We start from the raw sequence: 10920 nt of genomic DNA, 5'->3' as shown, positions 1-10920 counted from the left end.
AACATGTTAAAATACATTGTAGAGGAGGAGATATTATGTACGAAGAGAATTGGAATGTAGAAGAGTTAACACCCAATCAAAAAGTGATTGCAGATTATGTACAAAAAAATACAAATTCTATTCTCTATATGACAGAAACCGAAATCGCGGCACAGCTCGAGTTAAGCAATGCAACCGTCTCTCGATTTTGGAAATCGATTGGCTTTGAAAGCTTCAAGGATTTTAAAAACGACTTAAAAGAACGAGAAGTCATATCTCCAGCGAACAAATTGAAAAACATTATGAATCAGGTTGAATCAAATGAAATGCAGCAACAAATGCTCGCACTAAGCACCCAACACTTACAGGAAACACTTCTACATTTCTCATCAGACACATTCGAACAGGCAGTCGACGCTTTGACCAATTCAAATAAAATATACATTTATAGCCCAGGTCCCTCAGAAGGCCTTGCCCAATTAATAGATTTTAGACTATCTCGATTTGGCTTATCTCTCCATTGCCTTCCTAAAAGTGGACACGAACTTTTTGAATCATTAATTCATATGACAAAAGATGACACAGTGTTGGTTTTCGGATTCGTCCAATTACACCCCGAAACAAAAGTTATTTTGGATCATAGTAAGACGATTGGGTGTAAAACAATCGTAATTACAGATCGACTCATTTCAGACTTTAATACGACAGCAGACATAATCTTATATGCCAGTAGAGGCGAGTTATGGGAGTTCCATTCAATGGTTGCGCCGACTTTTCTTATCGAGAATCTAATCATCGGCGTAGGCATGCGGAAAAAGGATGAATCCATTTCAAAGTTAGAGGAATTAAATGAGTTGCGGAGTAAGTATAAGAGTATTTTGCCGAGGTGAAGGGGTTTGGTTGGAGGGTTTGACGGGTTTGTTGGATGCTTGGCTAACTTTGTTGGACACTCGGCTAACTTTGTTGGAAACTCCCCTGTTCGTTGGGCGCTTTCGTAGCTTCGTTGGAAACCTCCTTGTTGATTGGACACAAAAAAACCAGACAATCCCCAAATTGTCTGGTCTCCATTTAGCGAATTACCTGATTCGTACCCCACGCAGCCTACCTAACACTTAATCATCTACAGCTGATGTTACTTAAGTTTAGCCCCATCAAATTCATAAACCGCAACCGTTCCTGACATTTCGTGTGTTGCTGCTAGTAATGCGTTACCTGTTGGACTTTTGGAAGCTGGGATGAATCTTAAGCCTTCTGGCGCTACATCTCCTGCAACCTCTTTCGTGAAGTCACGGCTTGTCATAAACGTTACATACTCAGGGCTTGATGGATTCGTAAGATCATAAACCATATTGCCGCTGATGCGTTCTAGCGGGTCCCGCGGTGGATTCGAGCGGTCACGCAAGAAGCTAGATAAAAAGCGTTGGCTTATAGAAATAATTTTTGGTATATTTAAAACAAACCGCTTGGTATGTTGACGGTAATACAATGAATCTACAGGTAAGCACCTTTCAAATAACTTCTTAAAGGGGGATTTGGCAGATGAATCAATACAAAAGTATTTTAGTAGCTATAGACGGTTCAGTTGAGGCCGACTATGCATTTCGTAAATCCATTGATATCGCCTATCGAAACAAAGGTTCACAATTACACATCGTTAACATTATAGATACAAAATATTTCGGAGCGCTCGATAAAGATATTGCTGAGCAGGTCAGAGATAAATCACAGGAAATTTTAGATCGCTACAAAGCACGTGCAGCAGTTGCTGGTGTTAAAAATGCAACGTCCATTATTGAATATGGGTCACCTAAAACGGAAATTACAAAAGAGATTGCTAAAACCGTTGAGGCCGACTTAATTATTTGCGGCGCTACGGGGCATACGCCAATAGAGCGCTACATAATTGGTTCGGTATCTGAAGCAATCGTCCGTTCAGCTAAATGCGATGTTTTAGTCGTACGTACACCTGCGAATTGAACAAAAAAATGGCTCAGACTTTTGATAAAAGTCTGAGCCATTTTTTTAAACGTTTTGTGTTTTCGCTTGAACTGCAGCTTTTCTATCCTGCGCTGCGTGCATTTTAACCATTACAAAGCGTGCAATTGGCTGGATAACTAAGCTCTCTAAAAATAGAGCGATTAAGAAGTTACGTGGCCAAGTTTGTAGGAAGTGAGCAACGAAATCATCTCTAAAACCATTTCCAACGATATCTCCAATAATTGTCATTGTGAATGACATACCCAATACTGTAAAAATGGTACGGAACATGATACGAGCAGCAAAACCATCTGTTGGCGAAATGAATTTTGATGATAAATATTCTGCAAAACGACCGATTGCGACAGGTTCAATAATCATAACGATCACCCAAATAATAGGTAACGTGATTAACATGCTCATTGCAACCTCTTTGTTGAATCCTCCAGCTGAAAGGATTATGTTGATTGATCCTATTAATAATACGGATAGTGTTACGATAATTGCGCCGAATATCGCGCCCTCTTTAGCGTTTTTAGGTAGTCTGTTTTCTTGATGCATAGTTTGTTTTCTCTTCCTTTCAAAATTCGTATTGGACCTACTCTAAATACAAAAGCAAATACAGTTATGAACTTAACGCAAATCAATGAAGCTGCCGTAAATGCAATTTACACTAAAAATGCACTCCGTTTAACAACCCAATCGTAAAGAGCTCTGTCTACTTTATCTGTTTACTTTTAAAATACTCGGCAATAATGACCCAATTGTTTTCAAAGGTATTGCGGATTTTTGCGTTAAACAAAGCATCATTGCACCCTCAATCGAAACTGTCAGCAACAACGCACAAGCGGAAGCCGATTCATTCGAATAGCCTTCCGTTATAAGTTTCTCATAGTAAAGCTGTTGAATGTTTTCATATAGAGCACTACAAGCAGTACGGACTGGTTCACTCATCGTTGCCATTTCACTGACAATGCTGCTAAATGTATAGGCGATAATGGTGCCGTCTCTTTCAAAGTTATGAACCAACTTATCAATCATTGACAGTATCGCGCCCTCCGTTGCTTCATGCCTACTGAAAATCGCCTCAATATCTGTAGTAATGACTTCGTTTAAACCGTGTAAACAAGTAATCAATAATTCTTCTTTTCCATTTGGGAAATGATGATAGAGCGCTCCTTTTGTAACGTTACAGGCTGTTAAAATCTCATTAAGTCCGACACTTTTATACCCTTTTTGTTGAAAAAGGGTCGTCGCCGTATCAATTAATATCGATTTTGTATCCATAATTGATGTATTCCTCCTGTCATACCGACTGGTCTGTTTTTATTATAACAAGTTTTCAACCTGAATAAAAGTTTTCAGTTTTATTACATTTTAGACAGCTAAGTACGCGCCTTATTTAGTGAATTTCACAGCATCCCTAAAATCCCATACATCAAAAAAACCAGACAATCTCCACTTTGTCTGGTTTCAACTTTTTCATTATACAATTGTGGCCTAACCTTTTCTCTCCTGAAAATGAATGCCTACACCCTAGTCGTAAACTTACCTCTTTCTCACGAAAAGTAAAAACAGGACGAGCGCACCACTGCTACATGTCATAATGATGATGCCCATCGGCCACGCCGTTTGGTCCCCTGCTATTCCTACGAGTGGCGCAACAATCGCCCCACCGATAAATGGAAGCAGTCCCAGAAAGGCTGAAGCACTTCCGGCCGCTTTTTCTTGGCTTTGCATGCCGAGCGAAAATGCGGACGTCGATACCATCCCGACGCTTGAAACGACGAGAAAAAGGGCTATGGTCATTGCTGATAAAGATAGGTCATTTGAAACAACGATAAAGAGTAATATACTTCCTGTGAATGACAATAAAACCCCTGTAAACAGCAATTTCACTTCGTCAACGGTGCTTGCCAATCTACCTGTCACTTGAGCGGCGATGATAATGCCTAAACCATTTAGTGCAAACAACATGGAAAACTGTTGAGGTGTGACATTGTAAAGGTTTTGCAGGACAAAAGGAGACCCCGCTATGTATGCAAACATACTCGACATGATCAAGGCTAGCGTGCCCGATATCCCCAGAAACACACGGTCTTTAAACAAATTCCCGAATGTCTTGACGACCGCCAACATACTTCCCTCAGACCTTTTTTCTTTAGGCAACGTCTCAGGGAGAAAGAGCGTAACTGCCAAAAACATAAGAAGACCAATTACACCTAATATGATAAACACGGCGTTCCATGATGCGAAATTTAAAACGAATCCACCTGAAATGGGCGCAAGAATCGGTGCTGCACCGTTTACAAGTGCCAGTAATGCAATAAACTTCGTCAAATCTTTTCCGGAATACATATCGCGTGCTGATGCGCGTGCGATAACGATCCCCGCTGCACCCGATACCCCTTGGATAAATCGCAACCCGATAAAAACCCAAATCGTCGTACTGAATGCACATAAAACAGAGGCAGTCGCGTATACGATTAGCGTAAATATGAGCGGTTTACGTCTCCCCCGAATATCACTCAATGGACCGAAAATCAGCTGTCCGACGGCAAGCCCTATTAAACACGCGGTCAAACTTAATTGTGCAAGCGATGTTGAGGTATGTAAATCAGTTGCAACGATCGGAAGCGCCGGTAAATACATATCCATCGATAGCGGTCCGATGGCAGTAAGGGATCCTAATAAAAGGACAATCCAAAACTTATGTAACTTTACTTCTTTTTTCACTTTCGCCATACGAGATTGACACTTCCTTCTTAATTCGATCTTTGTGGGATACTATTTTTGTATTTCTAGTAGGCTTTTATTCACCTAGTTGATTAGTTGACTAGTAATCTAGCCATTATTCTGATTTTAATTAAGTATAGCATAAGTTGGAAGCCATGGATTTGGGTGGTTGGTGAGGGTTTTCGGGTGGTCGCGCGATAGATTCGAGCGGTACGCGTTGGGGTTCGGGCGATCCCACGGAGGATTTGGGCGAAAAAATAGAAAACCCCCTCAAGTCTCAAAGGACTCAAGAGGCATGTAGTTGTAATGAAGAGCTGAAATAAGTACCTGCTATTAAATCTCCTTCGTCGACACGAGCTCGTGGACGCGCCATTCGTCTTGAACTTTTTTCACTAGGGAGACCGTTGTAAACTTTTTACTTTTGGAGCCTGGATGACAAACTCCTCTGTTGTTGTAACCTGCCATGTGTCGATACCGGCTTCTTCCACCTTTTCCACGATGATTCCATTGGCCGCTTTTCGTTTTTTTGATACAGGTTGTTTAGGTACAACCGTATCTTTGTGAAGCCTTGTCCCGCAATTTATAATTTATCTACTTGCAAATCGATTCTTCAATAAACCACCAATTGCGAAGCAAATCGACGCCATCACAAATGTAATTAGGAAAGAAGGCAAGATTGAGGAATAGATGGTAATGATCGTACTTTCTTGCTCGGCAAGAACTTCAAGCTTGATTCTGCTAGCTACACTTAATACCGTCATGACAAGCGCATAAATTCCACCGAAGAAAAGGATTTGCTTTATTTGCGGCTGGTTCGTTTTGAATAGACGGAAACCCACATAGATGAGCAATACAGCCGGCAAAAGAAAACTCAGTTTGATAAGCATCGGAAGCGTTCCATCCGTCAAAACCAATGTATTTAACATATCTCCAAGTTCATAATCGGCCGCAATCGACTTTTGAATACTCTTTGCGCTACTGAATAGATTAATCGCGATGGAATGGGTTCCATTCAACAAGTCCAGCTGAAATGCCAGCGGATTGAAATGAGCCAAGTGCATAATCCAAATGGATGCATGTGTTAGCACTAATGGTAATACCACTGCAATAATGGAGGCAGTTCCAACACCTTCGAGTTCACTCATATCCATTACGGAAATCCCAACTATTGAAACGACAACGAAAATGACTGCTAAAATCAGCATTGAATACACCGTATACTGTACATACTGCGGTTTCCCGTGTAAAAACACGAAAATACTCTTTCCGTAATACGTCAAATAGGCAGACAATCCCGTAACGATCAGCGCTAAGAAAAGTCCGGTTAGTAAAGTATCAAAGAATGAGAATTTCAATACAGCTTGGATTGACAGACTATCGTCGTATATCCCATTTGAACCCATACGGAATTTCACTCTTGAGATTATAGCGTTAATCAGTATAAAAATCGTGTAAATTCCAGAGAAGATAATAAGCGGTTCAACCAATGACGATTTCGATTTTCTTGACAAATACCCTAAAACCGTCCCTACGATGAGCAGAATTACAATTGGGACAATCAAACCGGCGAGCAACAGATTTTTCTGTTGAAAAAAAACTAGCATCGATTCGCCATACGAATTGGCATCCAAGTCAAACGTCGTATTTATATTATGAAGTAGCGTGACAAACGTTGTGATGCCGTAAATTGTAGGTATCGATGTAGACACACCTAATTCTGACATGATTTGCTCTTCAACAAAACTTAGACTACGCAACTCTTTTGCCGATACCACTTCGCCTTCTGTTACTTCCATGAAGTCCAGAAACTGTTGTTCAGCGTAATTCATGACAGCCCCGGCACTTACAAGAACGAGGACAATCGCTAGAAAAGCTGCAATCAAAGCATTCTTCACATTACTTTTCGATAAAAAGCCGCTCGAGCTGAACGTCGGTAAAGCAATCTTCTTCGTCGGATTTTGAATCGCTTGGATGACACTTTGTGTAGATTGGAAACTGATACCTGACAAATCCCCCCCGCAATGAAGACAATACTGTGCGGATGAAGCCACTTTTCCGCCGCAACCCGCACAAAACTCTACTTTCGAGCGATTTGCTTTGCCGATTATTTTCGTATCCAGTATGGCTCCGTCTGCCGTACAATAATTAGTGTAATTGGGATGATTTGTCCCACATTCATTACAAAACAATCCGTTTCCCCCTATCCTTAAATGACAGTCCCGCAGCACGGACAAAATGCCGCCGATTCCGGAATGTCCTCATTGCATTGCAAACAGACTTTTGTTTCTTCTTCTACTCTTATTTCAATATTGACGGCATTTCCACAGGAGCCGCAAAACTTATCATTTGGCTGAGCAGGGTTTTTACAATTCGAGCACAGATTTGATTGACTTGCTTCAACCTGAAGTTGTTCAAGATTTTTGGATAGCTCATAAATCTCTTTATCAACCTGTTCGATTTGCGAGGAAATCCCCACGAAACCTTCATCGTGAACAAGGCCGAACCGCACTTTTTTATGAATGCTGTTGCCAATTTCCACGATGCTTTCCAATCGCTTTTGTCGCAACTGATCGATTGCCTGACGGAGCTGGCTCGCTTCTTGCACCGTCTGCATCTTTTGTTTACCTTGTTGCAGCGTATCTTGTATTTTGTTCAATCCGCCGCCGATTTTTGTTTGTATTGTACTCAACAAAAATTCCCCCTCGTTTACTAGTTATTCCGATTCGTGTCTTTGATATGGATTTCTACAATTTCAAATTGACCGGAAGAAGTCTTAATCAGATTATATTCTTTATGTCGATCGTAGTTTGTCGTTTGACCAAGGTGGTTTTCAAATAAGAACGTTTCACGGACTTGCAACTTTATAAAATCGCCTTCCACTTTGCCGCCAGTTACTTCATTCGTCATGAACTCATACCAATAGTACGTACTATCCGCTCCCACAATAAATTCTTTCAACTCACCATACGCTTTCCCAGATGGTTGTAAATAGGATTCGATATAGCCGAAACTTCGGTTATTGAGTGCGTCTTCATAGGCATTTCGGAAATTGATATAACTCTCGGAAGCTTGGCCAATCAACTCTTTATTTTCTTCTTCTTTTTCTGCCTGTGCCGCTTTCACTTGTTCTTTTTCATGGGCTTGTTGTTCCGTTTTTATAAGCGAAGGAAAAGTGAAAGAAATCAAATCTCCAGGCTTTCCACTGACCTTTTCGGACGCTTCCGTTTTATCGCCTTCGATTTTCCGAACAGCATGGAACGTAGCCCCTTTTCCAAAAATCGGCCCAATTGTCCCTACCTCCTGAATTGACTTTTTTGTAGATTCCCCATTCACATATAGGATGCTGTCTGGCGATTGACCATCAAATTCGATGGAATAGGCTGTATTCAGTAAACTGAACGTCGCTGTTTCTGAAAATAGGGCACGGTCGATTTTAGCAGTACCTTGTGACGCAAAGAAGGTATTTTTCCCATTCAGTGTCACTGTGTACTCGTCCGGCAATACTTTATTGATGGTAATCGGTTTGCCATCAAGCGGAAACACCTCACCGGCAAGGGTCAACGTCGTATTCGTAAGATCCGTATCAATCACCAAAGACTGCGACACCGGTTCAATCAAAGCTCTCGGGTAAAAATAAAGCCATGTATCATGCTTGATGCGAAATACTTCGATTCCATGATCATCCAGCACAATTTCCGTCAACTCCGTGTCTTTCACTCGTTCAACAGCATCAGACAACTCCGCGTAAAATTCGGGCAAGGAGTCATTATTTAAATTCTTCGTAAAGCTTCCTTCTACATAAAGAACACCCTCAGGAACAGTCAATTCTGCAAATAAGACCTTACTATTTTCATCGATGATTGCATTGTAAATACTTTCCAACTGTTTCGCACTGTCAGTTACATGAGATAAAATAAAATGAGTGCCGATCGACAACGCACATACCACTGCAATGATTGAAAGCAGAACTTTCGTTTTCAATGACATGGGTTTCCGCCGTTTTACCTTGTGTTCTGTTGCTGTAACTGAAGTCGAATCTGATACAGGCGTCCCGCATGCTGAACAAAAAACAATGCCCGGAGAAAGCTCTTCCCCGCACTTCTTACAAAACTTTTGACTCACATACTTCCCTCCTTTCTTTATAGTAGTTATTGAATGATTCCAATATTCACTATAGTCAAACTTTATAGTCTTGTGAAGTCAGTTATAAGAATATTTACCTATTACATTAGGAGCCTATAGTCTCCCTCTGACAATAGATTTTGTAATTGGATGACCATTGTTTTAAATAAGCTGAAGTAGAGAGGAAATAGTTGGGTACCGATTTGGGACAGTCACTCAGTCTATTCTGTAGCTATTGTGATAATACCCCTATTTGGACATCAAAAAAAAACAGCTTCCATGACTTGTAAACCAGTGGAGCTTTATTTGCTATTATCAACTGAGGAAATGGAGTTTTCTAGTTTGTTTTCACAATTATTATAGAAATATTCACCTTCTAACTAATTACTCAAATGACTTAATATAATCAACATTATATTTTTCAACTCACCAAACATTTCAAAACAATGTCCACTTTCCCTCCCTTTTACTCTATATAGAGGATGAAAGGAGGTGATTACATGGCAGCAACAATCGAATTTCAACAGGCGTCGGGTCGCGTATTCTTCGACGGTGGTTTGACAGAGGACGGTAAGCTTATCCGCAAAGCGAAGACGTATCGCTACATCAAGGCAAATGCACCTGCAGAGAACTTGTACCAAGCGCTGGAGCAACTTGGTCGTCTCTCAACTTTGCCGTTCATCGGAGCGGACATCGTGGAAACATCGAGTTTGATTAACTAATTCAACAATTAACTAATCGGGAAAGGAGGAATAAAAAATGGCTAAAACACTACAGTTGAATTTCAACACAGCAAGCGGTAAAAGGGTGAGTTTGTCGGTGGATGAACCCCGCGCAGATTTGACGCCGCAAAGTATCGAAGCTGCGATGCAGGAAATCATTGCTGCGAATGTATTCGAAGTTAACGGAGCGCCACTCGCATCAATTGTTAGCGCTCGGGTTATTGAGCGAAATGTAACAGAACTTGTAAACAGCTAACAAGCCACAACGACCGGTTCACCAGTTTTCGGACTGGGGACCGGTTTTTTATATGTAAATAGAGAGGAGGAAACGAGATGGAACAATGGATGAGTCTCATACAGGAAGTCGGTTTCCCGATATTCGTATCATTCTATCTTTTGCACCGGCTCGAAACAAAACTCGTCGCGATCCATGATGTGTTGGTTTCATTAAAAATGCAGTGAAACTTAATCATCTCTCATCAATAGAAAATTGAGTTGGGCTACTTGCTCGTGCTGTAGAGTTTGGGCGGTCGTAAACCATATTCGGGCGGTCTGCCGTGCGGATTGAGCGGTTGCAATCTATATTCGGGCGGTCCGCCATAAGAGGTGGACCGTTGTTGACCATAATTTAAAAAAGGAGGGAATACATGTTTATTAAACCATGCGAGGGGCGTATCACATCACCTTTCGGTTACCGCATGCATCCGATTGCACATTTTCGAACGATGCACTTTGGTGTGGATTACGGAAATACGCCATCAAACAATACAATTGTTGCAGCAGCTGCTGGGAAAGTTACATTTTCTAAGTCTACAAATGGTTATGGAAACACGATTATGATTGTACACTCAATCGGTGGAAAGACGTTTGAAACCGTGTATGCACATCTACGGTCAATTGGTGTCAGAGTCGGGCAGACAGTCAAACAGGGCGAACGTATCGGCGTGAAAGGGTCGACTGGAAATAGTACAGGAATCCATCTTCATTTCGAGGTCCACGTCGGTCGTTGGAATAACAAATTTACGAATGCGGTTGATCCGTTATGTTATGTTTTGGACCATGAAGTGAAAAAAATACAAAGCTTGCTTGTCAAAGTAGGTTACAAGATCGCTGTAGATGGCCTACACGGGCCCGTTACAAAGGCTGCGGTACAGTCGTTTCAGAAGCAGTCGGGTCTTGTTGTAGACGGAATTCCAGGAAATTTGACGACAGCTGCACTTGCTAAAGCGGCGAATGATTATGTGGTGCCGAGGTAGAGTAAGCGTGAAAGAAGCCCGATTTCTCATTTAATGAGAAATCGGGCTTTTTCGAGTGATTCTGGGACATGTTTGTTGAATACTTTCATGGGTTGGTTGGACACTTCACAGAGTTTGTTGGAAACTTC

At 41.3% G+C, this 10920-nt stretch carries 13 protein-coding genes; 6 read left to right on the top strand and 7 right to left on the bottom strand.

All coding sequences use genetic code 11. The features are described 5' to 3' along the window. The first annotated feature begins 35 nt into the window (after nucleotides 1–35). A complete protein-coding gene (locus AC25Y6_RS13980) occupies nucleotides 36–869 on the top strand; it encodes a MurR/RpiR family transcriptional regulator (protein WP_488143460.1) in 834 nt (277 codons plus the stop codon). A gap of 242 nt (nucleotides 870–1111) precedes the next feature. On the opposite strand, the gene AC25Y6_RS13975 is transcribed toward AC25Y6_RS13980, so the two are convergent. Beyond that, nucleotides 1112–1327: a hypothetical protein gene (locus AC25Y6_RS13975; protein ID WP_488143459.1), complete on the bottom strand. Its 216-nt coding sequence runs from the start codon at nucleotides 1325–1327 to the stop codon at nucleotides 1112–1114. A 191-nt stretch (nucleotides 1328–1518) separates the two neighbouring features. On the opposite strand from AC25Y6_RS13975, the gene AC25Y6_RS13970 reads away from it, so the two are divergent. Continuing rightward, nucleotides 1519–1956 (top strand): universal stress protein, encoded by a 438-nt coding sequence (locus tag AC25Y6_RS13970; protein ID WP_488143458.1) that lies wholly within the window; start codon nucleotides 1519–1521, stop codon nucleotides 1954–1956. A gap of 45 nt (nucleotides 1957–2001) precedes the next feature. On the opposite strand, the gene AC25Y6_RS13965 is transcribed toward AC25Y6_RS13970, so the two are convergent. The 6 genes from AC25Y6_RS13965 to AC25Y6_RS13940 form a co-directional block, all read right to left on the bottom strand. Continuing rightward, on the bottom strand, nucleotides 2002–2517 hold the full coding sequence (locus tag AC25Y6_RS13965; RefSeq protein ID WP_488143457.1) for a DUF2798 domain-containing protein: 516 nt from the start codon (nucleotides 2515–2517) through the stop codon (nucleotides 2002–2004). 162 nt (nucleotides 2518–2679) lie between these two features. Further along, on the bottom strand, nucleotides 2680–3243 hold the full coding sequence (locus tag AC25Y6_RS13960) for a TetR/AcrR family transcriptional regulator (protein ID WP_488143456.1): 564 nt from the start codon (nucleotides 3241–3243) through the stop codon (nucleotides 2680–2682). Between the two features lie 261 nt (nucleotides 3244–3504). After that, the gene (locus AC25Y6_RS13955) at nucleotides 3505–4701 is read right to left on the bottom strand and encodes a multidrug effflux MFS transporter (RefSeq protein ID WP_488143455.1); all 1197 of its coding nucleotides are present in this window, start codon (nucleotides 4699–4701) and stop codon (nucleotides 3505–3507) included. A gap of 578 nt (nucleotides 4702–5279) precedes the next feature. Further along, nucleotides 5280–6881, bottom strand: coding sequence for a hypothetical protein (locus AC25Y6_RS13950; protein ID WP_488143454.1), 1602 nt, complete (start codon nucleotides 6879–6881; stop codon nucleotides 5280–5282). Nucleotides 6882–6898: 17 nt separating this feature from the next. Next, nucleotides 6899–7381 (bottom strand): zinc ribbon domain-containing protein, encoded by a 483-nt coding sequence (locus AC25Y6_RS13945; protein WP_488143453.1) that lies wholly within the window; start codon nucleotides 7379–7381, stop codon nucleotides 6899–6901. A 20-nt stretch (nucleotides 7382–7401) separates the two neighbouring features. Beyond that, the gene (locus AC25Y6_RS13940; protein ID WP_488143452.1) at nucleotides 7402–8814 is read right to left on the bottom strand and encodes a TcaA NTF2-like domain-containing protein; all 1413 of its coding nucleotides are present in this window, start codon (nucleotides 8812–8814) and stop codon (nucleotides 7402–7404) included. A 482-nt stretch (nucleotides 8815–9296) separates the two neighbouring features. Here AC25Y6_RS13940 and AC25Y6_RS13935 point away from each other — a divergent pair, with 482 nt between their 5' ends. The 4 genes from AC25Y6_RS13935 to AC25Y6_RS13920 all read left to right on the top strand — a co-directional run bounded on the left by AC25Y6_RS13935 (nucleotide 9297) and on the right by AC25Y6_RS13920 (nucleotide 10792). Continuing rightward, nucleotides 9297–9536, top strand: coding sequence for a DUF1659 domain-containing protein (locus AC25Y6_RS13935; RefSeq protein WP_488143451.1), 240 nt, complete (start codon nucleotides 9297–9299; stop codon nucleotides 9534–9536). Between the two features lie 37 nt (nucleotides 9537–9573). Beyond that, on the top strand, nucleotides 9574–9792 hold the full coding sequence (locus AC25Y6_RS13930; RefSeq protein WP_482102387.1) for a DUF2922 domain-containing protein: 219 nt from the start codon (nucleotides 9574–9576) through the stop codon (nucleotides 9790–9792). Nucleotides 9793–9869: 77 nt separating this feature from the next. Further along, nucleotides 9870–9998 (top strand): YvrJ family protein, encoded by a 129-nt coding sequence (locus AC25Y6_RS13925; RefSeq protein ID WP_082786727.1) that lies wholly within the window; start codon nucleotides 9870–9872, stop codon nucleotides 9996–9998. A gap of 185 nt (nucleotides 9999–10183) precedes the next feature. Then, the gene (locus AC25Y6_RS13920; RefSeq protein ID WP_488143450.1) at nucleotides 10184–10792 is read left to right on the top strand and encodes a peptidoglycan DD-metalloendopeptidase family protein; all 609 of its coding nucleotides are present in this window, start codon (nucleotides 10184–10186) and stop codon (nucleotides 10790–10792) included. The last annotated feature ends 128 nt before the right edge of the window (nucleotides 10793–10920 follow it).

It is taken from the genome of Sporosarcina sp. Y1004 (genome assembly GCF_057669665.1).
Note: the sequence above shows the minus strand (reverse complement) of the source record. Positions and strands in the feature narration are given on the sequence as shown.

Excerpts from the sequence above, each read along its gene's own strand:
- AC25Y6_RS13980 (WP_488143460.1), top strand. The coding sequence starts at position 36 with ATGTACGAAGAGAATTGGAATGTAGAAGAGTTAACACCCAATCAAAAA.
- AC25Y6_RS13975 (WP_488143459.1), bottom strand. The coding sequence starts at position 1,327 with ATGGTTTATGATCTTACGAATCCATCAAGCCCTGAGTATGTAACGTTT.
- AC25Y6_RS13970 (WP_488143458.1), top strand. The coding sequence starts at position 1,519 with ATGAATCAATACAAAAGTATTTTAGTAGCTATAGACGGTTCAGTTGAG.
- AC25Y6_RS13965 (WP_488143457.1), bottom strand. The coding sequence starts at position 2,517 with ATGCATCAAGAAAACAGACTACCTAAAAACGCTAAAGAGGGCGCGATA.
- AC25Y6_RS13960 (WP_488143456.1), bottom strand. The coding sequence starts at position 3,243 with ATGGATACAAAATCGATATTAATTGATACGGCGACGACCCTTTTTCAA.
- AC25Y6_RS13955 (WP_488143455.1), bottom strand. The coding sequence starts at position 4,701 with ATGGCGAAAGTGAAAAAAGAAGTAAAGTTACATAAGTTTTGGATTGTC.
- AC25Y6_RS13935 (WP_488143451.1), top strand. The coding sequence starts at position 9,297 with ATGAAAGGAGGTGATTACATGGCAGCAACAATCGAATTTCAACAGGCG.
- AC25Y6_RS13930 (WP_482102387.1), top strand. The coding sequence starts at position 9,574 with ATGGCTAAAACACTACAGTTGAATTTCAACACAGCAAGCGGTAAAAGG.
- AC25Y6_RS13925 (WP_082786727.1), top strand. The coding sequence starts at position 9,870 with ATGGAACAATGGATGAGTCTCATACAGGAAGTCGGTTTCCCGATATTC.
- AC25Y6_RS13920 (WP_488143450.1), top strand. The coding sequence starts at position 10,184 with ATGTTTATTAAACCATGCGAGGGGCGTATCACATCACCTTTCGGTTAC.